At 44.8% G+C, this 20,479-nt stretch carries 20 protein-coding genes and 2 pseudogenes; 15 read left to right on the top strand and 7 right to left on the bottom strand.

The window, feature by feature from the left end; genetic code table 11:
* Nucleotides 1–5: 5 nt before the first annotated feature.
* The 3 genes from NYG90_RS09485 to NYG90_RS09475 are packed head-to-tail and all read right to left on the bottom strand — an operon-like array spanning nucleotide 6 to nucleotide 1,317.
* A complete protein-coding gene (locus tag NYG90_RS09485) occupies nucleotides 6–641 on the bottom strand; it encodes a lysophospholipid acyltransferase family protein (RefSeq protein ID WP_285257628.1) in 636 nt (211 codons plus the stop codon).
* A gap of 13 nt (nucleotides 642–654) precedes the next feature.
* Nucleotides 655–1,146 carry a peptidylprolyl isomerase gene (locus NYG90_RS09480; RefSeq protein ID WP_285257629.1) on the bottom strand — a complete coding sequence of 164 codons (492 nt, stop codon included), beginning with the start codon at nucleotides 1,144–1,146 and terminating at the stop codon, nucleotides 655–657.
* Nucleotides 1,147–1,194: 48 nt separating this feature from the next.
* Complete coding sequence (locus NYG90_RS09475; protein WP_285257630.1) at nucleotides 1,195–1,317, bottom strand: hypothetical protein; 123 nt, start codon at nucleotides 1,315–1,317, stop codon at nucleotides 1,195–1,197.
* Nucleotides 1,318–1,347: 30 nt separating this feature from the next.
* Between NYG90_RS09475 and NYG90_RS09470 the strand changes: the two genes are divergently transcribed.
* The 7 genes and pseudogenes from NYG90_RS09470 to NYG90_RS09440 all read left to right on the top strand — a co-directional run bounded on the left by NYG90_RS09470 (nucleotide 1,348) and on the right by NYG90_RS09440 (nucleotide 6,719).
* On the top strand, nucleotides 1,348–2,256 hold the full coding sequence (locus tag NYG90_RS09470) for a hypothetical protein (RefSeq protein ID WP_285257631.1): 909 nt from the start codon (nucleotides 1,348–1,350) through the stop codon (nucleotides 2,254–2,256).
* Between the two features lie 72 nt (nucleotides 2,257–2,328).
* Nucleotides 2,329–3,192, top strand: a complete 864-nt coding sequence (locus NYG90_RS09465; protein WP_285257632.1) for a DnaJ C-terminal domain-containing protein — start codon at nucleotides 2,329–2,331, stop codon at nucleotides 3,190–3,192.
* 9 nt (nucleotides 3,193–3,201) lie between these two features.
* Nucleotides 3,202–3,552 (top strand): heat shock protein transcriptional repressor HspR, encoded by a 351-nt coding sequence (locus tag NYG90_RS09460; protein ID WP_115011241.1) that lies wholly within the window; start codon nucleotides 3,202–3,204, stop codon nucleotides 3,550–3,552.
* On the top strand, nucleotides 3,552–3,743 hold the full coding sequence (locus NYG90_RS09455) for a hypothetical protein (protein WP_285257633.1): 192 nt from the start codon (nucleotides 3,552–3,554) through the stop codon (nucleotides 3,741–3,743). Before NYG90_RS09460 ends, NYG90_RS09455 begins: the two co-directional genes overlap by 1 nt.
* A pseudogene (locus NYG90_RS09450) lies at nucleotides 3,740–4,192 on the top strand (AAA family ATPase); the annotation flags it as partial. The gene NYG90_RS09455 and the pseudogene NYG90_RS09450, both read left to right, overlap by 4 nt.
* Before the next feature lie 642 nt (nucleotides 4,193–4,834).
* Nucleotides 4,835–5,518: pseudogene (locus NYG90_RS09445) on the top strand (AAA family ATPase); the annotation flags it as partial.
* Between the two features lie 169 nt (nucleotides 5,519–5,687).
* Nucleotides 5,688–6,719 (top strand): hypothetical protein, encoded by a 1,032-nt coding sequence (locus tag NYG90_RS09440; protein WP_285264981.1) that lies wholly within the window; start codon nucleotides 5,688–5,690, stop codon nucleotides 6,717–6,719.
* Between the two features lie 43 nt (nucleotides 6,720–6,762).
* On the opposite strand, the gene NYG90_RS09435 is transcribed toward NYG90_RS09440, so the two are convergent.
* Genes NYG90_RS09435 through NYG90_RS09420 form a run of 4 tightly spaced genes read right to left on the bottom strand, consistent with a single transcriptional unit; the run spans nucleotide 6,763 to nucleotide 10,297 of the window.
* Complete coding sequence (locus NYG90_RS09435; protein ID WP_285257635.1) at nucleotides 6,763–7,521, bottom strand: R.Pab1 family restriction endonuclease; 759 nt, start codon at nucleotides 7,519–7,521, stop codon at nucleotides 6,763–6,765.
* A complete protein-coding gene (locus NYG90_RS09430; RefSeq protein ID WP_285257636.1) occupies nucleotides 7,502–8,635 on the bottom strand; it encodes a TRM11 family methyltransferase in 1,134 nt (377 codons plus the stop codon). Before NYG90_RS09430 ends, NYG90_RS09435 begins: the two co-directional genes overlap by 20 nt.
* Nucleotides 8,632–9,981, bottom strand: coding sequence for an adenylosuccinate lyase (gene purB, locus NYG90_RS09425; protein ID WP_285257637.1), 1,350 nt, complete (start codon nucleotides 9,979–9,981; stop codon nucleotides 8,632–8,634). Before purB ends, NYG90_RS09430 begins: the two co-directional genes overlap by 4 nt.
* A gap of 40 nt (nucleotides 9,982–10,021) precedes the next feature.
* Nucleotides 10,022–10,297, bottom strand: coding sequence for an SEL1-like repeat protein (locus NYG90_RS09420; RefSeq protein WP_285264980.1), 276 nt, complete (start codon nucleotides 10,295–10,297; stop codon nucleotides 10,022–10,024).
* 219 nt (nucleotides 10,298–10,516) lie between these two features.
* Between NYG90_RS09420 and NYG90_RS09415 the strand changes: the two genes are divergently transcribed.
* From NYG90_RS09415 to proB, 8 genes are all read left to right on the top strand, one after another.
* Nucleotides 10,517–12,367, top strand: coding sequence for a Na/Pi cotransporter family protein (locus tag NYG90_RS09415; protein WP_285257639.1), 1,851 nt, complete (start codon nucleotides 10,517–10,519; stop codon nucleotides 12,365–12,367).
* A 94-nt stretch (nucleotides 12,368–12,461) separates the two neighbouring features.
* Nucleotides 12,462–12,989 (top strand): RNA pyrophosphohydrolase, encoded by a 528-nt coding sequence (locus NYG90_RS09410; protein WP_285257640.1) that lies wholly within the window; start codon nucleotides 12,462–12,464, stop codon nucleotides 12,987–12,989.
* Nucleotides 12,983–14,194 (top strand): aspartate kinase, encoded by a 1,212-nt coding sequence (locus NYG90_RS09405; RefSeq protein WP_285257641.1) that lies wholly within the window; start codon nucleotides 12,983–12,985, stop codon nucleotides 14,192–14,194. The genes NYG90_RS09410 and NYG90_RS09405 overlap by 7 nt, the downstream gene beginning before the upstream one ends.
* The gene (locus NYG90_RS09400) at nucleotides 14,191–14,751 is read left to right on the top strand and encodes a HobA family DNA replication regulator (protein ID WP_115011233.1); all 561 of its coding nucleotides are present in this window, start codon (nucleotides 14,191–14,193) and stop codon (nucleotides 14,749–14,751) included. The genes NYG90_RS09405 and NYG90_RS09400 overlap by 4 nt, the downstream gene beginning before the upstream one ends.
* Nucleotides 14,752–14,764: 13 nt before the next feature.
* Nucleotides 14,765–15,400 (top strand): DNA polymerase III subunit delta', encoded by a 636-nt coding sequence (locus NYG90_RS09395; protein ID WP_285257642.1) that lies wholly within the window; start codon nucleotides 14,765–14,767, stop codon nucleotides 15,398–15,400.
* Nucleotides 15,387–17,234 (top strand): dihydropteroate synthase, encoded by a 1,848-nt coding sequence (gene folP / locus NYG90_RS09390; RefSeq protein WP_285264979.1) that lies wholly within the window; start codon nucleotides 15,387–15,389, stop codon nucleotides 17,232–17,234. Before NYG90_RS09395 ends, folP begins: the two co-directional genes overlap by 14 nt.
* A gap of 19 nt (nucleotides 17,235–17,253) precedes the next feature.
* Nucleotides 17,254–19,299, top strand: a complete 2,046-nt coding sequence (locus tag NYG90_RS09385) for a hypothetical protein (RefSeq protein ID WP_285257644.1) — start codon at nucleotides 17,254–17,256, stop codon at nucleotides 19,297–19,299.
* Nucleotides 19,296–20,474 carry a glutamate 5-kinase gene (gene proB, locus NYG90_RS09380; protein ID WP_285257645.1) on the top strand — a complete coding sequence of 393 codons (1,179 nt, stop codon included), beginning with the start codon at nucleotides 19,296–19,298 and terminating at the stop codon, nucleotides 20,472–20,474. Before NYG90_RS09385 ends, proB begins: the two co-directional genes overlap by 4 nt.
* Nucleotides 20,475–20,479 lie beyond the last annotated feature (5 nt).

Here is a 20,479-nt window from a genome sequence, read left to right as displayed (position 1 = left end):
TGCCCTTACTCTTGCCCTTGTATGCACTGCATTTGTTTTTTTACCACTTCTCTGGCTTCTTCTAGGCTAAGACTTGGATCTAGCGCGAAGCTAGCACCCATATAATAGCATATTTTGCCAAAAGGTAGCGGTAGGGAGAATCTATCCCAAGTGCCAAATTCATAGCGCAAACTTGGCACCACGCGGCATACGCTGATTCTTTTCCCTGTTTTTTGCGCCATCATAATGACACCATCAGCGATATGATGATAAGGACCCTTTGGTCCATCTACGGCGATCCCCACATCTTTGCCAGCCTTAAGTCCAGAAATGAGCTGCATAAGTGCGCGCACTCCACCCTTATGCCCAGATCCCGTGCTGCCTCGCACACTCTCAAAGCCAAAGCACTCGCACATTTTAGCGATAAGCCCTCCATCAAAGTGATTGCTTGATAAGATATAGATATTGGGGTGTTGGCGAAGCTTGCGGTAGAGCATAGGAAGCATAAGAATCTCGCCGTGCCAAAATGCTAGAATCGTATTGTCATCATAGACACTTTTATCGATGAAAAATGCCTTGCGATTTGTAGCATACAAAATCCACACCAAAGCCCACCCTATGCGCGGGACACTCATTTCTATGAGTCGGCGTCTCCAATTCATCTATGCTTTGTGCCTATCCTATGCTAGAAGAAATACAGATAGTTGTGATCGTATCATCTTGTCTAAGGCTATCAAGCACCGCTAGGCTTTGGGCATCTTCAATCTGCCCAAATACCGTGTGCTCACCATCTAAATGTGGCAAATCCACAAAACATAGGAAAAATTGACTCCCACCTGTATCGCGCCCTGCGTGTGCCATAGAGAGCGCACCTCTTTTGTGGCGGTGTGGATTGCCCTTTAGCTCACAAGCGATCCTATACCCCGGTCCGCCTGTGCCATCACCTCTAGGACAGCCACCTTGAGCGACAAAGCCTGCGATCACGCGGTGGAATGTAAGCCCATTGTAGAATCCACTTTTGGCAAGAGAGGCAAAATTGCTCACTGCTTGTGGCGCACTCTCTCCAAAGAGTCGCACAACAATCGCGCCCTTATTGGTCTCTATCGTGGCAAACGCGCTAGATTCTAGCTCTTCTTGTGTGGGGGTGAAAGTTTTTAACTCTTCCATAGTAAATCCTTTAGCCTAAATATGCTAGAATCCACTTTTTTGTGGGCTTTAGCGAGTGGGGATTCTAGCGAGTTTGTCCTTACTAGAATCTAAAAAGCCCATAGATCCTTGGGGATTCTCTCTAAAATTACGATGAGAGTTGAGCAAAAGACCGATACATATAAGCAACATAGATTAGAGGTGATTATCTTGGGACATTCTGTGGGATTTATACTCAAGCAATGCTATAAAAAATACACAAGTTTTGTGCTATGTGCTTGTATGGGGGCTTGCCTCATCACCAATGCTTCAGAATCCGATCTTAACGACCCGCTAGATTCCGCCCCAAAGCCCACGCCCACCACACAAAATCTCCCAAATAAAGATAAAAACATAGCTAAAGACTCTAAGCCTAAGCCAGAATCCACCAAAGAAATGGATAGAGTGATTATGGAAGTGGGTAATATGGACGACTTTGTCGCCGTGCAAAAAAACTTCCCGTGGATCCGCTCTGTGGGGCTTGTGATGGTCTCTTTTGATGATGGGAGCTTCCGCAGTGGATTTGGGCTACTACTGCCGCAAAATCTCTTTTTGACCTCAGCAGAGCTTGGGCATAATGCTAGTGCCTATCCTAAAAATATCTTGCTAAAAATGCGCGATGAGAGCGCAGGCAATCTCATCTGCCTAGCAGAGTTGCGGCTAAAAGCCATAGATAAAGTGCAAGGGCTTAGTCTCTTTGAAGTCTCTGGCTACACTGATGACTACTGCAATCTCCGCTCCCAAAGCTACTACCACAATAAAATCTTGACCAAAAATGCCTATGACATCGCCAAGTCAAAGCCTGTGCGCACGAATGACTACTACACAGTTACCACAACTTTCAATGCCCCAAATATCAGCCTAATCACACGCAAAAATACCAATAAGCTCCCCATTAAAAATGAGCAAAAAGTCATCTTCGGGCGACCATTTTTTAGCAAAGATGGACAGCTACTTGGTATGGCAACTCTCCCTAGCAATGCTATTTCGCCCGTTATTGTAAGCCACAAAGATATTAAAAATTTTTTATGTAGCTTGGATAAAAGTGGGTTTTTTGTCAGTGGCTATGTGCAAGAACTCTGCCGTCCTTGAATGCAAATTGATAGAATAACACTAAAGTTTTATGATACAATCATACTCAAGAAACACCACAAAGGATAATCAATGAGCAGAAGTCTCTATCAAACACTAGAAGTCAGCGAAAATGCCAGCCAAGATGAGATCAAAAAGGCTTATCGCAAGTTAGCGCGCAAATACCACCCCGATGTCAATAAAGACAAGTCCGCAGAAGAGAAATTCAAAGAAATCAACGCTGCTTATGAGATTTTAAGCGATGAGCAAAAGCGCAAGCAATATGATCAATTTGGCGATAGTATGTTTGGTGGGCAGAATTTCAGTGATTTTGCCCGCGCACAGGGCGGAGCCGCTGGGCTTGATGAGATTTTGAGCCAGATTTTTGGCGCGCGCGGGGGCTTTAATTTTGGCTCGGGCTTTGGCTTTGGTAGGGCGGATTTTGGGGGGTTTGAGCAGGATTTAGATATACACGCAAGCATACGCATACCCTTTGAGCTATCTATCACCGGTGGCAAGCATAGCATAATGCTTGAGGGAGAAAAAATCGATATGAAAATCCCCGCTGGCATAAGTGATGGCAAGAGTATCCGCCTACGCGGCAAAGGTCGATCCGGGCGCAGTGGGCGGGGGGATTTGATCCTAAAGGTGCAGGTGGATTCTAGTGCGCTATATGAGCGAAGTGGCGATGATATTATCCAAGATTTTGATCTCCCGCTAAAGACCGCGCTTTTTGGTGGGAAAATAACAATCCCCACCTTGCACAAAGAAGTTACCCTAAAAATCCCGCCCAACACCAAAAACGCCCAAAAATTCCGCGTCAAAGAGCTCGGCGCGAAAAACCTAAAAACCCAAGCCCTAGGCGATCTCTACTTGCGTGCAAACATCACCCTACCCAAGCTAGAATCGCTCTCACAGCCCCTGCAAGATCTCTTGCATAAAGAGCTAGAAGCATAAGGAGTGCAAATGTATAGCTATGATGAGCCTGTCTATCTAATCAGTGTCGTGGCAAAAATCCTAGAAATCCACCCCCAAACCCTACGCCAATATGAAAAAGAGGGCTTAATTGAGCCCGGCAGGACAGAGGGCAAAATGCGCCTATACTCCCAGCGCGATATTGATAAAATCAAGACGATTTTGCGGCTCACGCGTGATTTGGGCGTAAATCTTGCTGGCGTGGATATTATCCTACGCTTAAAGGAGCGACTTGATGAGCTAGATGGGATTATCGAGCAGCTCCGCGCCAGCACAAGCAAGGACAATAGCGTAACAATCAAGCAAAGCTCCTATGAACTAATGATCTTTAAAGGCAAGTGATGTGCAAGGATCCTTGGGGCTTTGGGGCGTGGCTTGGGCGTGGGCAATGTGAGGGTGCTATCAACCCTAGCAAAGCTTCAAAAGTGGATTCTAGGGATCGCGCTTTATGTAAAAGCCATAAATACAGGCTAGCGACCACTATGCTTGCTATGGCTAAAGCCCTTAGCCCCAAACACAAAGCCAAGCTATGACGCACCTAGCCACACTCTTGCGCCCACAGACCTTAGATGACTTCCTAGGGCAAAGCCACCTGCTACACAAAAACGCCCCTCTATATCGCGCCATAGCCGCCAAGCAAATGCCGCATTGCTTTTTCTACGGACCTCCGGGCACTGGGAAGACGACTTTAGCAAGGCTTATTGCCAAAAACCTAGGCGATGTCTTTCTCCCCTTTAATGCCACAAAATTCAAGCTAGAGTCCCTGCACTCCGCGCTTAAGCCCTATCAGCAATCACTCATCACGCCGCTTGTGTTTATCGATGAAGTCCATAGGCTCACTAAGCCCCAGCAAGAAGCCTTGCTGCCCATTATGGAAGATAGAGTTGCTATCGTGCTTGGGGCTAGCACGGAAAATCCTTTCTACACGCTCACAAATGCGATCCGCTCGCGCTCTTTGCTCTGTGAGTTTAAGCCCCTAAATGTGCAAGAGCTAGAGGAGCTGCTGAAAAGGGCGTTGGAGAAGCTGGGCATACAAAAGGTGGATTCTAATGGGGATTTGGCTTTGCTTGAAGGGGATTTAGCTTTGGGTAAGCATTCCGCAGATTTAGCAAATTTTGGGACCGCAATTCCTAGAATCCTTGAAGAAGAAAAAGGGGCTAAGTGTGAAAAATCCGCTTCATCGTCATTGCGAGCCGACTTGTCGGCGTGGCGATCCACACAAACAAAGACCCAAAACCTAGAATCCACTTTTGAAAATTCTGCCGCTGATACACAAAAAGTGGATTCTAGGGAAAACGCCGCAAGTTTAAACACGCCGCAAAACGAAAAAACTGAAGCCGTGTTTGATAAAACACCACAGGCGGAAGCAGTTGAGATGAGAAAACAAGCGAAGCGGTGCAAGGCGAAGCCGCAGCAGGTTTCTTTAGAAAATCGTGGCTTTCAAGGCGTGGGCGAAGGGATTTATCTAGGCGATAATGAGCAAGCCCACGCCGTAGAATCCACGATTTATCGCTCAAAACCAGCGATAGCGGTGCAAGGCGAAGCCGCAGCAGGTTTCTTTAGAAATGCAACGCCAGAATCAGACAAAGCTGAATCCACCAGCAAAAAGCCATCGCCCCACAGCAAAAAAACCATCACCCAAGAAGCCTGCTCCTACTTAATCTCAAGCAGCGGCGGCGATGGGCGCGCTATGCTAAATCTCCTAGAAGTCCTAGCCCTAAGCGATCATATCACCCTAGAAGATGTCAAGTCCTTACGCCCTGTGAGCCTAAATGATGGCACAAGTGAAGCTAGCACGCACTACAATCTCGCCTCCGCGCTCATTAAATCTATCCGCGGTAGTGATGCTAATGCAAGTATCTACTACCTAGCAAGGCTGATTGCCGGCGGAGAAAACCCAGAATTCATCGCTAGAAGACTTGTGATTTTAGCAAGTGAGGACATCGGCAATGCCAATCCAAACGCCCTAAATCTCGCCACTTCTACAATGCTATCTGTAAGCAAGATCGGCTACCCAGAAGCGCGCATAATACTAGCCCAATGCGTGATCTACCTAGCCTCCTGCCCTAAGAGCAACACCGCCTACACCGCCATAAACTCCGCGCTAGAAGCCATAAACCAAGGCGAGATCCTCCCCATAAGCCCCCATATCCTGCCGCATTCTAAAACCTACAAATACCCACATAATTTCGGCGGCTATGTAGAGCAGCAGTATTTGCTAAAGCCTTTGAAGTTTGTCAATCCCACGCAAAAGGGCTTTGAAAAAACGCTTAATGAATGGCTGGAAAAAATCCACCAAACCAAATAGCCACAAGCTAGCCCCTGCTACATTGTTTATGTAATCTTTGCCATCATAGCCCTGCTTAGATTCTCCATAACAATGGCATAAATCTGCATTTATCTTACATATTTGCCTTTGATTAGTGAAAAATACGCAATGATTAAAGACAAGTAAATCTCACATAAAGGAAGCGAAAATGACAGAGTTTGACCCAATTGATGAAAAAGTCGTTTTTGAAAAGCTTAGTAATCTTATCAATGGTATGGATTGCTCTAAGCAGAGTTTAGAGCAGCATAAAGAGCAACAAGGCGTGATTTATGCTAAAGATGGGCAGAGTATCCAATCTTCTAGCACGGATAAAAGGATTTGCTTTGCAGATAGAATCCTAAATGGTGGAATCTTACAAAACGATGGGAGCTATATGAGTGATGATAAGCAGTTTGTATATAGCCTTGATGTTAGCGGGGCTGGGCTTTTGCGTATCACTTCTGTGTGTAAAAAGACAAGCTTTACCCTAGTAAATTTCTCGCAAAAAAATGGCGATTTTGGAATCTATTTGCGTGAAAAGCCTTATAAGGAAATGGGCTTTGTGTATTGCAACACTTTTAATGTGCACCCCTATATCAAGGCATTTAAGGAAATCGCCCCCTATATTGCAAAGCGAATTTATAAGCCTGATTTCTTCACAAAGGCAGTGGTGAATGACTATAAAAGTATGCTTGCAAACCTACTTGGACCATTTTATGAGCCAAAATCATTTGACAAAGCGGTGCAAGAAATTAGCCTAAATCCCCAATATCTCTATCTTCTTAATGTCGCTATGATTGAGAGTATGAAGTATTTCACTAAGGATAATGGGCTAGTAAAAGAGCTATATATCTTTGCGAGCAATCCCACGCCCCCAGATAGCTTCCGCGCGCAAACACTTCTTAGCACGATGAAAAGTCTCAATCGCAACATCACGCAAGGAAAGCCAGAACTTGCTATCAATCAAGTGGTGTTTCATAGCTTTGCCTTGGGCGAAGAAGTGGGGTTTTTACAGGAATTAAGCAGGGATAGTGGTGGAAAATACTATAAAGTGGATTCTACTTTAGCGTTTAAAAGGGCGTTATTAAGCCACCTTGATAATGGCAGAATGCCAGAGCCAAAAGAGCTAGGCGATGATGCGAGTATAGTGCCTAGCAAGCCAGAAAAAATCCACGATGATAATCCGCCAAAAGATGTGTGAAATGGGTTAGATTTAACCCATTTAAAATGCTGACAATCCTTGTTTATGCGTTTAAAATAATCTTTATAATCTCGCACACATCATAGTTATGGCTTTTACTTAGCAGTCCAAAGATTGTAAAAGTCTCTAGCAAAAAGTCTTTATCCTTAGAATCTAAAATAAGCAAGCCGCATTCTTTAGATTCTGCCACTCTGCCTAAAAGCGTAGGGCTACAATGTAGCTCTGTGATAGGAAAGCAGACATAAAGCATAGGCTGCACACCAATTGCTCTTTGTTTTTCTTTAATGATGATTTCTACTAGCACATCAAAATGATTAAATTTATGCACCAAAAGCGGATATTTAACTTGAGATTCATAAAACTCCACGCCTAAAATATTTTTGCTTATAGGGTGGCTTCGTAAAATCTGCAAATCGCTCCTAGAATCCAAAAATTCATCATCGTTAATATTTTGCAAAAATGTTAATAAATTTGTTATTTCACTCTCTGTGATAATCCCCCATTGCGTGAAGTGGCAAAGATATTCACTAAGCTCATATAGGGCTTTTGTCTTGCCATTTGCTCCTACAAATTCTGTGTCCTGTAAAGTGCTTAGAGCTAATTTTTCTTTATCACTCTTATCTACATCATAGCCGATTTGCCACTCAATATAATGCTTTTGTGAAAATGGAATCTGTCTTGTTGCAGTAGGCAGTCCATATTCATAAAAGCTATTGCGTGTTTTTACTCTCGTTTTGCCGCTTTGCGTGGTAAGTGGGATTTCTACAAAGATTTGTTTATTTTCACATTTGTGTATTTTCATAATGCACTCCTAGTAAATCTCTAAAATACTGCGAAATTTCAGGGCTTAGAATCCTGCTTTCACTTGCTTGTATAAAATGAGATTCTAAGGCTTTAAATTGTTGAAAATCAATCATTACTTCACAATTTCCAAAATAATAAGGAATATGCGGTAAAAATGATTTAAACACATCAACATAGCAATACAGGCTATATTTTTCTTTTGTTATAAAAATTGTATTGTTATTTTCTTTGTTTATAAAAGTTTTAGAACGGCGCAGGGCATTTATATCGCGCATTGTGTAAAACATCGCTTTGACTTGCGATTTTTCCACGCGCTTTTTATTGGGGTATTTATCAATGTAATTACCAATATAATCAAACCCCTTTAGGCTAAATTCTTTTTCATCTATTGTCTTAAATTTAAAATTACAAATATATTCATAATCCATTCCCTTATTATCCCTTTTATACAGAGCGATAATAATAGGAAAATACCCCTTAGAATCCTTGCAAAAAATTTGAGAGCTAATAATTGTAGAATCTATAAGCCTATAAGCTTTTGTAAAATCTTTTAATGCATTAAAATTAGCCCTTTTAATCAAATAAGAAAGTGGGTGCAAAACACAGATAAAATCCGCCTTTAATCTCTCATAAGAGCGTAAAAAGCTTATGCCTATATCTCTGTGTTGCAAAGCAGAATCTATTTGTATAGAGTCTTTATTTTTAAGATGATTTTGCACGATAGAAGTCCTGTCATTATAAGGCGGATTACCCACGATGATAAGCCTATCAGCTTGCGTGAGATTAAAATGCTCCCTAGCAACATTATGCAATGCGTTTTTATGAAGCAAGATAACCTTAGAATCCAGCGAGCGTTTTGCGATATGCAAAGCCATTTTATCAATATCAGCTCCAATAATTTTGCTAAAGCTATCTTTAGCAAATCCGCTTTTAATCATAGCTTGTGATTGCAAGAAATTCCCACTTCCGCACGAGCTATCAAGCAGCACATAATCTTTAGAATCTACATATTTTTTAAGCATTGTATAGACTGCATTGACCAAAAAATCAGCAGTATAAAAACTGCCGAGATTGACTTTTTCTTGTGTGCTTAAATGCGTTGGTTTTGTCATTGATCCCCAAACACCCTTTTGAAAATAGAATCCACATTTTTTGTGTAGTAGCTAAACTCAAAGCATTCGCGGATTGCTGCTTCGCCGATAAGTCCCACGAGTTCGTTATCTGCTAAAAGATATTGCAAATATAAGCTCTCACCCTTGTCATTTACCGCCGCTTTGCCTTCCTGCATAACACCATTTTGTAAGTCTTGCCACACTTTCATCGCATTTCTTTGCACGATTTTATAGGCATCTTCGCGTGATACGCCTTTTTTAGGCAGCTCAAGTAAGATTCGCTGTGAAAAGACAAGCCCACCGGTGAGATTGAGATTTTTCATCATATTTTTTGGATACACCACTAGCTTTTCAAGCAGCCCCTTTAAACGCATTAGCATAAAATCTGTGGTGATAAAGCTATCTGGCAAAATAAATCGCTCCACGCTACTATGGCTAATGTCTCGCTCGTGCCACAACGCAACATTCTCCATTGCGGGCATTGCATAAGAGCGGATAATCCTGCAAAGCCCTGTGATGTTTTCACTCAAAACCGGGTTTCGCTTGTGCGGCATAGCAGAGCTTCCCTTTTGCCCGCTTTCAAAATACTCTTCTGCTTCATAGACTTCTGTGCGTTGCAGGTGTCGCACTTCTACGGCGATTTTCTCACAGCTACTAGCCAAAAGGGCTAAATCACTCATAAGCCTAGCGTATCTATCTCTCTGTATCACTTGATTGCTCACAGGGGCGGGTTTAAGTCCAAGCTCTTTGCAAACTAGCTCTTCTAACTCCATAGGCGTATGGGCGAGATTGCCCATAGCCCCGCTTAGTTGCCCCACAGAGATGACTTCTAAAGTGGATTCTAACGCCTTCAAATGCCGCCCTAGCTCATCATACCAAATCGCTAAAACTAACCCAAAGGTGATAGGCTCTCCGTGGATTCCGTGGCTTCGCCCCACCATTAGCGTGTCTTTATGCTGATATGCACGCGCCTTTATCGCCTCTCTTACTTGCTTAATATCATCTAAAATAATCTTTAAGCTATCACGCATTTGCAACGCCACTGCGGTATCTATGCAATCACTAGAAGTGATCCCATAATGCACCCAGCGAGATTCTTCGCCTAGGCTTTCCGCCACAGAAGTGGTAAAGGCGATTAGATCGTGTTTGGTAACTGCCTCAATCTCATCAATCCTAGCGATGTCAAATTTTGCATTTTTACAGATCTTTTCACAATCGCTATCAGGGATTAGCCCAAGCTTATTCCAGCCTCTAACCAACGCCTTTTCTACTTCTAGCCACGCAGAATACTTTGCATTCATATCCCATAGCTTTTTCATCTCTTCTCTTGCGTATCGCTCTACCATTTTTGCTCCTTTTTGATTAGATTCTAATACCCTGCGTTTTTCAAAGCTTTATATCTTTACAGCCCTCTTGATAGCCTAAATCACAGGCTTTCGTATAATAACTCCTTGCTTTTGTGTGATCTATCACCACCCCCGCCAGACTAAGATCATACATTTTCCCTACATCTGCACAGCTAGATTCTATTCCAGTTTTGCACGCTTTGGTATAAAGCTTAAAGGCTTGGGTATAGTCCTTTGCACCGATAAGCACCACACACGCGCGCAAAGCCCAATCCCTAGAATCCACTTTTTCATCACCTAGCCTCTTGCAAGCCAAAGTAACCCACGCATTATATCAATCTAAGCTTATGCCACGATGACAGCCCCCTAGGAGCCGCCCCCTCTATCACCGCTTATGCACCGCTTATGCCTACAAGCTTGCGCCACAATCCACATCACAAATCTTGCCCTACAACTGCTAAATTTTGCTACACTTTGCTTTCGCAAATTTTACAATCCCATTACAAAAGATCATTTATCTAGCCAAAGGATTCCTATGCTCAAACGCTTTAAAACAGAGATTTACACCTACTACAAAATGTTTATCCTAGCTCTCATCTCTATCGCTGGGATCGTGCTTATGGGGCGCAGCGAAGTCGCGCAAAATCTCTTCTCCGGGCTAGCGATTTTCCTGCTAGGAATGCTCTTTTTAGAAGATGGCTTTAAAGGCTTTAGCGGTGGGGCATTAGAAAAAATCCTAAAAAACTTCTCCAACATACGGCTTAAAGCCATACTCTTTGGGCTTAGTGCCACTGCCATTATGCAAAGCTCCACACTTGTAACAATCCTTACCCTATCATTCCTCTCTGCATCATTAGTAGGTCTAGGGCAGGCTCTTGGCATCGTCTTTGGGGCAAACATCGGCTCTACCACAAGCGGCTGGATCATCGCAGGCATTGGGGTGAAGATGAATGTCTCCGCTCTTGGGCTGCCGCTTATCACACTTGGCGTGCTTTTGCTACTTATGAAAAGCAAAAATCTCAAATCCCTAGGCTATATCCTTGCTGGCATTGGCTTTTTCTTCCTAGGGATTGCGTATATCAAAACAGGCTTTGAAAGCTACCAAAACTTTGACCTAAATGTCGCGGCTAGATTTGGTGGATTCTGGGCGTTTTTGATATTTTTTGGTATGGGGGTGCTGATCACTTCTATCGTGCAATCAAGCTTCGCCACGCTTACGATCATTATCCTAGCTCTAAGCTCTGGGAGTATCTCCTACAATGACGCCCTAGCCCTTGTGATAGGCACAAATGTCGGCGGCGTGGTAACAGCTCTCATCGCTTCTATCTCTTCTAGTGTCGATGGGCGCAGGCTCGCCATTGGCAACACGCTTTTTAATGTCGTTATAGCCATTGTGTGTATGGTGTTTTTGCCCGTGTTTAAGGAGATTGTCGAGCTAGCAAGCAGTCTTTTTGGCTTTAAAAGCGATGACTACGCGCTCAAAATCGCGCTTTTCCACACGATCTATAATGTCATCGCCGTGCTTTTGATGACGCCCTTTATCCCAATGTTTGAAGCCTTTTTGTGCAAGTTTATCACCACTTCAAAAGATGATTCCGATCGCGCACGCTACATAGACTTTGATCTAATCCCCTACCCCAACACCGCCAAAGAATGCCTACAAAAAGAAGTGCTACATCTCTTTGGCAATACGATCACAATCCTAAGCGCAGTTATTGGCACAAGCAAGCAGCGATTTTTCACACAGCGACTAGATATGGACTACTTCACGCACTCCAAAACACGCATAGATGCAGACAAGCTTGAAAATATCTATGAAAAAACCATTAAAAACATCTTTAACTCTATCATTGACTTTTCTACACATTTACGCGCAGCCCACCACCAAGACCAAGCCTTTTGCGCCGAAATAGGCAATCTCCAAAAAGCCTCGCGCAATCTTGTCGAAGCTACCAAAAATCTCAAAATAATCCAATCTAGCCTAATCAAAAACGCCAATAGCAGCAATGCCGCGCTAAAAGACCAATACACGCAAATACGGATTCTACTAGCAAATACGCTCTATGACCTAAAGCATCTCCAAGATCAAAACTCCCCCAAAGCCCAAACACCACAAGAGCGCACGCAAGCAAGCGATAATATCCAAGAGGGCATAAAAACGATCAAGAAAAATCTCAAAAAAACTAACGCCAAATCCATAAACACAATCCAAGATTTGATCAAAGACCGCACGATCACCTCCGCCCAAGCCACCTCGCTGCTTAATGACATAGCCTTTAGCACCGAAGCGTTGAAAGAGATCGTAACAGCGGCAAACTGCATTGTCAAATACGAAAATCTCCTACTAAAGCAAGAGGACGAGCAAGACAACACACCAAAAAGCTAGATCAAAGAGCCGATGAGCTAACTCATCGTGCCTTAAAGCTAGCATTTAAGCATTCTAAGCTACAATCACGCTTATTTTTTCACAAAGTGTTGTTATGGATTCTACTCTGTATCGCCCCAATGTCGCTGCGATTTTGCTCCACCCAGACTACTGCCCCGAGCAGCCTAGCACGCACTTATTTTTCCTAGCGGAGCGCATTGATATGCAAGGCGTGTGGCAATTCCCGCAAGGTGGCATTGATGCTGATGAAAGCCCAGAATCCACCCTTATGCGCGAGCTTGAAGAAGAAATAGGCACAAGCAAAATAGAGATCCTAGCAGAGTATCCAGAGTGGATAAGCTATGACTTCCCAGAATTTGTCATCACCAAAATGCGCCCATATATCGGGCAAAGGCAGCGATATTTCTTAGCTAAGCTCTTGCTAGAAGCTACAATCAATCTAGCAGCCCACACGCCAGAGTTTTCACGCTATGAGTTTGTGGAGTATGATGAGATATTTAAGCGCGTTACACACTTTAAGCGCGGCGTGTATCACAAGGTCTTTGAATTTTTCCTCCCCATAATCACACAAGCACCAATCACGCGATCACCGCGATCACAAGGAGGCACAGATCTATGCTAATTGTCCAAAAATATGGCGGCACGAGTATGGGGGATTGCGAGCGGATTGAAAATGTCGCAAACCGCGTGATTGACGCGCTACACTCCTACAACAATCCGCAGCTAGTCGTCGTGGTGAGTGCGATGAGCGGGCAGACAGATATGCTAATCAACTACACCAAATACTTCACGCCCTTGCCAAAATTGCGCGAAGTAGATATGGCTCTAAGTGCAGGAGAGCGCGTGAGCGCAGCTCTGCTTGCCATAGCCCTAGAATCTAAAGGCTACAAGGCTATCTCACTAAGTGGGCAGATGGCTGGGATACTCACAGATTCTACCCACACAAAAGCGCGGATTCTCTCCATTGACTCCACTTATACAAAATCCCTGCTTGATCAAGGCTATATCGTAGTAGTAGCTGGATTCCAAGGGGTGGATTCTAGGGGCGAGATCACTACTTTAGGGCGAGGTGGCAGCGATCTCTCCGCTGTGGCTCTAGCTGGGGCTATGAAAGCGGATTTATGCGAGATTTACACCGATGTCGATGGCGTTTATACAACCGATCCACGCATAGAGAAAAATGCTAAGAAAATCGACAAAATCAGCTATGATGAAATGCTAGAGCTTGCATCAATGGGGGCAAAAGTCCTGCTCAATCGCTCTGTCGAGCTAGCAAAAAAATGGGGCGTAACGCTTGTAACGCGCAGCTCTTTTACCCAAAAAGAAGGCACACTTATCACAGCAGAGGAGGATATTATGGAGCAGCCTATTGTAAGTGGAATCGCATTAGACAAAAACCAAGCGCGTGTAAGCATAGCCGATGTGCGCGACCGCCCGGGCATTGCTGCGGAGATTTTTGGCGCATTAGCTAGCGGGAATATCAATGTCGATATGATCGTCCAAACAATCGGTCGCGATGGCAAAACTGACATAGACTTCACGATCCCGCAAACTGATGTCGAGCAAACTAAAGTCGTTTTAGAGCCATTTTTAGTTGATGTAGAATCTATTGATTATGATTGTGATATAGCCAAAGTCTCTATCGTGGGCGTGGGTATGAAATCTCACTCTGGCGTGGCAAGCGTGGCGTTTAAGGCATTGGCAAATGAAAATATCAATATTATGATGATTAGCACAAGTGAGATCAAAGTTTCTATGGTCATCAACCTAAAAAGCGCAGAAACTGCAGTGCGCGCCCTACATAATGCATACGAGCTAGATAAATGAAAAATACAGATTTTCGCTCGTGGCTTTTGGAGACTATGCGGCTTGAGTATGATAAGTGGGCGAGCGATCGAGAGTGGCTAGAGATTGATCGCGCATTATTTGCTGATACAATGCTAGGTGCGCTTAAGCATATTGTAAGCGGTGGGACACTGCTGCTTGCTACTGATGAGCATAGAGAGTGGTTTAGCACCTACGCGCTTTCTCGATTCTACTACAACACCATCAACAGACCGCTGCTACCGATCTTTTCGCTTAATCGCCTGCTTGGCGCAGATGTCTCACTGCAGCAGGATTCTAGCCGAGAAAACATCATCAATATGCTTGATATTGCGTATGAAAATTATATGTTTTGGTATGTCGGGAGGATCAATAACCCTATCGCTGATTTGTGCAGGAGCAAGGACTATGGGCTGTTTTGGGTGATGGATCAGGGCATTAGGGGGTCGTTTCCCTTGCGTGCTAATGATGAGTTTTTGGACTATAAGCTTATGGATATGCTGCGCTTATTTGAAAAGGCTTTGTATGAAAGCATTTTAAACCGCTTAGATATTGAATAGCAGGGGATTATAATTGATAGCAGAGATTATCTTGGTCAATACCATAGAAGAAGAAGTAGAGCATTACACCTCGACACTAAATCCTAGCGATGTGCGCGTGTATGAAGAGAGCGAAATCCAGATCAAGCATATCCACGACATCATAGCCCAAGCCCACATAGCCACCGATACTAAAACGACCTTTATCATCGCGGGGCATTCTTTCCGCATAGAAGCCCAAAATGCTCTGCTAAAAATCCTAGAAGAGCCACCAGCTCATATACAATTTATCCTAATCTCGCGCAACAAAACCGCCTTTATCCCCACGATCCGCTCGCGCTGCTTGCTTACTGATAAGCGAGTCAAAGAGCCAAGCAAGCCATTTTCTCTCACACTCTCCACCCTAAGCCTAGAATCCATCTACACCTACACAACCGCGCTGGCAAAAGACACGCAAGATAGCAAGATCCACGGCAGGCAGCTTGTCGCATCGCTGCTGCACTCTGTCGCCACAGAGGGCATTACGCTTGATGAAAAAGAGCTAGCGATGTTTGATAGCGCATTAGCCCAGCTAGAAAACTACCGCCCCAAGCACCTTGTATGCCTAAATCTCTTGCTAATGATTTATGCCACATCTCACAAAAAGAGAGTAGCTAATGCACTGCACTAGGATCGCGCCAGAGTTTTTAAGAAGCACACTAGAATCCATAGGAGCTGATCGCGCTGGGGCGAAGATTATGCGCAAAAAGGGGGAGATTTTTCTCTTTTTTCTGCACGATTTATCCGTGCCACAGCTCCATATCCTAAAGCAAGAGCTGCTAAGTGTAGGCGGTGATCTCGCCACGCCAAGAGATGCGATCCTTAGCCAAAATCCCCCCTACAATGCCCTACTTATCGCCACAAGATCCCAGCTTGAGCGCGTGATCGCTAAGTGTAGAGTCCAGCCATTTGGGTTGAAGATTTTAAGCCACACTTTACAAGCTCACTTGGATTCTGGGCACGGGGATTCGGATTTGGGTAGGCAATGCGGCAGTGTTGGCGTTTTTGCGGAAGGCACGGACTGGGCGTCCGCTAACATTCCGAAAAAACGCCAAAGCTCCCACAGCCCCACCGCAATTCCTAGAATCCTTGAAGAAGAAAAACGGACTGAAAATAAAAAAGTGGATTCTAGCAGCAATGCTTATTTTCTGTCATTGCGAGCTTTGCTCCGCAAAGCGTGGCAATCCATACAAAAATATACCAACCCCCTAGAATCCACTTTTGAAAAAACAGCACAAGAAATACAAACATTGCAAAAAGCGGATTCTAGTGATACTCCCATTTTTGCTACCACAAAAACTATGGATTGCCACGCGGTGCAAACACCGCTCGCAATGACAGAAAAAAGCACCGCAAGTAAAAACGAGGATTCTAGGAATGAATATTTTTTATCGTCATCGCGAGACTTCCGCAAGGAAGTCGTGGCGATCCATAAAGGCGCGCAAGTGGATTCTAGTTTTTCTGCCCAAAACGCCTCAACTCTAAGCGACTCCACAAAGGATTCTAGGATTGTAGATGAGAAATCGGGGCACAGCCGCAGTTTCTTTAGTAAATCGGGGCTTTGCAAGCCGCGCAAGGAGATAAGACTTGGGTGTCTATCGAGCGGCGATGAAATCCCCGATTCTAGTCTAAAAGCTGAATCGCCCAAATCACACAAAGCCATTATGGCGATTATCAACCTAACCCCCGACAGCTTCTACGCCCCCTCACGCCACACAGCCACACGCGCCATAGAATCCATACAAGAGCTACTCGCACAAGGTGCTAGGCTCATTGACATCGGCGCAGCAAGCTCTCGCCCGGGCTCCCCGCTCATCTCCGCACAAGAAGAAATCGCACGCCTTAAAGAAGTATGCGCCTATATCAAAAGAGAAAATCTAAACAGCAAAGCACGCTTCTCTATCGATACTTACAATGCCAAAACCGCCGCCTACGCGCTAGAATCCGGATTTACCATAGTCAATGATGTCCGCGCACTAAGCGATAGCGATATGCCAGCAGTGGTAAGGGACTTTGGCGCGGATTTTATCCTAATGCACACAAAAGGCACGCCAGAGACTATGGCAAGCCTAGCCCACTATACGCACCTTATTAACGAAGTAGATGAGTTTTTCGCCCGTAAGCTTGAGCTACTAGAATCCAACAATGTGGGCGAGGTGATTTTAGACATCGGCTTTGGCTTTGCCAAAAATAGCGCGCAAAATCTCGCCCTAATCCAGCACTTAGCGCATTTCAAGCACTTTGGCAAAAGGCTGCTTGTAGGAGCTAGTCAAAAAAGCACCATAGGCGAGATCATCGATGCGCCAAATCCACACGACCGCTTAAGTGGGACTTTGAGCCTGCATTTGCTAGCTTTGCAAAATGGCGCAGATATTATCCGCGCTCATCATTATAAAGAGCATAGCGATATGCTAAAGATCTTGCACGCGTATGCGCAGCCTAGTCTTTTGCCTAGTGATTTGTAATTTACTATAAGGAGTTTTTGTGAAAAAGTTTTTGCTTTGGCTATGTGGGATTCTAGCAGCACTTGTGCTGCTTGTGTATATCTTTGTCTTTAGTCCTATTGGCAATATGATCATTAAGCCCATTATCCAATCCCAAATCAACAAGCACTCGCCCCTGCCGCTTGTGCTAGAGAGATTCTCCCTAGGGCTTACAGGTGCGCAAATCGTGCTAACAAATGGGCAAAAGCTCATTATCGATCTACACGGAGATTATAATCTCTTCACACTAGGAGTGGATTTTGATCTGCTTGTTGATGCTAATGATATTTCGCTTTTTGGGGAGCTTGCAGGCATAGAGCTAGCAGGAGCGTTTGAAGTGCGTGCTAAGGCGCAAGGCAAGATATTTGACACCCTAGCCATCAACGCCACTAGCGACATCGCACGCTCAAAAAGCAGCCTTAGTGCCACCCTCTATGACCTTAAGCCCACACAAATCACTGCTGATATTACTGCTCTAAGGATCAATGAGCTTTTAGCAATGCTTGGGCAAAAGCCCTATATCAGCGGAGTTTTGGGGCTACAAGCTGATATTAGCGGCACACAAGATAAAGAGCCAAACTTCAGCGGACAAGCCACGCTAGCTATCACACAAGGTGGATTCTCACAAGAGCTGATACAAAAAGACTTTGATATAGCAATCCCCCGCACAAGCTGGAATGCCAACCTTAGCGCGATCTTTGATATGGATAGCATTAAGCACAATCTCGCCTTTAATGCCAATGTAGGCAAAATCATCTCAAGTGGCATTACGCAGCTCTCGCCCTTGCTTACAAAAAGCACTTATACTATCGATCTTAGCGATATTAGTGCTTTCACGCCCCTTGTGGGGACAAAAGTGCGCGGGGCTTTGCGCACCAATGGCGAGATGATCGGCGGCTCTTCACAGATGAAAATTTCTGGCAAAAGTGATGTAGCAGGCTCTAGCACCACTTATACTGCCCTGCTAGAATCCTTTGCGCCTAAGAAAATCAGCTTTGATATAAAGCACCTAAAAATCGAGCAGCTATTCTCTATGCTCTATCTCCCCAAATACGCCACCGGACTAGAAGATGCAAGCGGAGAGGTGTGGGATTTAGATAAAGGCATAAGTGCGCAAGTGATCTCTAGCCTAAAGGGTGTGATAATGGGCGATGTGATAAAGCGCGAGTTTGACCTAGCTATGCCAAATACGCCCTTTAGCTACAAGAGCAATGTGCGGCTGCTAAAAGGCGTAGGCGAGGCAGACTTCACCCTAGAATCCACTTTGGCTAATCTCGCGCTAAATCCCATTGCCATTGACCTTAGCTCCACCACAATCGCCACGCCTTACACCATCACAATCCCAAGCCTAAAAGCCCTAAAATTCCTAACAGGGATCGAGCTTGCTGGCAAGCTTGAAGCCGATGGCAAGATAAAAATCGCAGAATCTATCCAAGCAGATTTCCACACACAAAGCTTAGGTGGGCAGCTTGATGCCAAGCTTAAAGGCAAGGAGCTTAGTGCCAAGCTCCACGATGTGGATACGATTTCACTGCTAAAAATGCTCCAATATCCCCAGATCTTTAGTGCCAAGGCAAATGGCGATCTCTCTGTCATCTCGGGCGAAAATGGCGCAAATGGCACTATGCGCCTTGTGCTATCTAATGGACACTTCACCAAAAATGACTTCACAAGATCCTTGCAGCAATACACAAGCTTAGACATTACAGGCTTGCTCTTTAATGGCGTGGGATTTGAATCACAAATCGATAACTCCACCAAGCTTAATGCAAAATTTGGGGCAAAAAGCGGGGATTTCTCTATGCAAGGGGATAATATCCTAATAGATCTAGAGCGATCCACCATCAATGCCAAGCTAAAAACCGCGATAAAGCAAGACTCTGTCGATGTGCTTCTACAAGGTGCGATAGGCTCGCCTAGAGTGGAAGTGGATTTTAGTGAGCTAGCACGCAAGAAGGCTACTCAAGCGATCCAAAAAGAGCTTGATAAGCACATTGATAAGCATAAAGATAAGGCGATTGATGCGCTTAAAGGGCTGTTTAAATGAGTAAGCACACGCACTCTAGCCCACGATCCATAGAGTGCAAACGCCTTGTGATAAAAATCGGCAGCTCTATCCTAACAAACCCTCTAGATTCTAGCGCGAGAGAATCGCACAAAGCCTGCGTGCAAGTGGAGCGGCTTAATGCCCTTTGTGCGCAAATCGCACGCCTTAAGCAAGACATTAGCGACATACTCATCGTCTCTTCAGGGGCGGTGGCAAGCGGCTTTAGCCTGCTAGGCTTCCCCAGCCGCCCCAAAGATATGATCGACAAGCAAGCCTGCGCGGCAGTGGGGCAAGCACACTTGCTGTGGCACTATGAGCAAGCCTTTAGCAAGCACTCTTTGCATATCGCCCAGATTCTACTCACTAAAGATGATCTCTCACACCCCAAGCACTATCTCTATGCAAGCGCGACTCTCACGCGCCTGCTAGAGCTAGGGACTATCCCTATCATCAATGAAAATGATCCTGTGCTAGTTGATGAGCTAAAATATATCGAGACCTTTGGGGATAATGACAATCTAGCCGCGCTTGTAGCAAGTATGATTGGCGCGGATTTGCTGCTAATACTCTCTGATGTCGATGGGCTTTATAACGCAAATCCCGCCACCAATCCAAATGCCACGCGCATTAGCGAAGTGGTAGAAATAAGCGAGCAAATCACAAGCCTAGCAGAACAAAGCGCAGAAAATAGTGTCGGCACAGGCGGTATGGCAAGCAAGCTAAAGGCTGCTAAAACAGCTATGCAAGCAGGCTGCAATGTCGCTATCATCAAAGGCACAGAAGCGGATAATATCGCTAAGTTTTTCAATGGCGAAGATGTCGGCACTTACTTTCACTTGCCGACTAATGCGATAAAAAAGCGGCGATTTTATATCGGCTATGTGGCGATCCCTAGGGGCAGGCTTATTGTGGATTCTGGAGCAAAGGCTGCTTTGCAGGAGGGGAAATCACTTTTGCCAAAAGGTGTGCTAGAAGTGATAGGGAGCTTTGAGATAGGATGGGTAGTAAGTGTGTGCGATAGGACAGGCACGGAGTTTGCTCGAGGCAAAATACGATATAGCAGCTATGATTGTGCGCAGATCATCGGCAGAGATTCTAAAGATATTGCGACAATTCTAGGGCAGAGCTATGGCGACTGCCTAATCCACCGCGATGATATGGCGATCTTGGAGTAAAGGAT

The sequence above is a fragment of the Helicobacter zhangjianzhongii genome, assembly GCF_030249855.1.
In the GTDB taxonomy this organism is placed as follows: domain Bacteria; phylum Campylobacterota; class Campylobacteria; order Campylobacterales; family Helicobacteraceae; genus Helicobacter_B; species Helicobacter_B zhangjianzhongii.
The sequence above is the reverse complement of the archived record's forward strand: the minus strand, read 5'-3'. Positions and strand labels throughout refer to the sequence as shown.

Coding starts and splice junctions, on each gene's coding strand:
- NYG90_RS09485 (WP_285257628.1), bottom strand. CDS start 641: ATGAATTGGAGACGCCGACTCATAGAAATGAGTGTCCCGCGCATAGGG.
- NYG90_RS09400 (WP_115011233.1), top strand. CDS start 14,191: ATGAAAAATACAGATTTTCGCTCGTGGCTTTTGGAGACTATGCGGCTT.
- NYG90_RS09440 (WP_285264981.1), top strand. CDS start 5,688: ATGACAGAGTTTGACCCAATTGATGAAAAAGTCGTTTTTGAAAAGCTT.
- NYG90_RS09475 (WP_285257630.1), bottom strand. CDS start 1,317: ATGTTGCTTATATGTATCGGTCTTTTGCTCAACTCTCATCGTAATTTT.
- proB (WP_285257645.1), top strand. CDS start 19,296: ATGAGTAAGCACACGCACTCTAGCCCACGATCCATAGAGTGCAAACGC.
- NYG90_RS09480 (WP_285257629.1), bottom strand. CDS start 1,146: ATGGAAGAGTTAAAAACTTTCACCCCCACACAAGAAGAGCTAGAATCT.
- NYG90_RS09455 (WP_285257633.1), top strand. CDS start 3,552: ATGTGCAAGGATCCTTGGGGCTTTGGGGCGTGGCTTGGGCGTGGGCAA.
- NYG90_RS09410 (WP_285257640.1), top strand. CDS start 12,462: ATGGATTCTACTCTGTATCGCCCCAATGTCGCTGCGATTTTGCTCCAC.
- NYG90_RS09435 (WP_285257635.1), bottom strand. CDS start 7,521: ATGAAAATACACAAATGTGAAAATAAACAAATCTTTGTAGAAATCCCA.
- NYG90_RS09465 (WP_285257632.1), top strand. CDS start 2,329: ATGAGCAGAAGTCTCTATCAAACACTAGAAGTCAGCGAAAATGCCAGC.
- NYG90_RS09415 (WP_285257639.1), top strand. CDS start 10,517: ATGCTCAAACGCTTTAAAACAGAGATTTACACCTACTACAAAATGTTT.
- NYG90_RS09430 (WP_285257636.1), bottom strand. CDS start 8,635: ATGACAAAACCAACGCATTTAAGCACACAAGAAAAAGTCAATCTCGGC.
- purB (WP_285257637.1), bottom strand. CDS start 9,981: ATGGTAGAGCGATACGCAAGAGAAGAGATGAAAAAGCTATGGGATATG.
- NYG90_RS09460 (WP_115011241.1), top strand. CDS start 3,202: ATGTATAGCTATGATGAGCCTGTCTATCTAATCAGTGTCGTGGCAAAA.
- NYG90_RS09405 (WP_285257641.1), top strand. CDS start 12,983: ATGCTAATTGTCCAAAAATATGGCGGCACGAGTATGGGGGATTGCGAG.
- folP (WP_285264979.1), top strand. CDS start 15,387: ATGCACTGCACTAGGATCGCGCCAGAGTTTTTAAGAAGCACACTAGAA.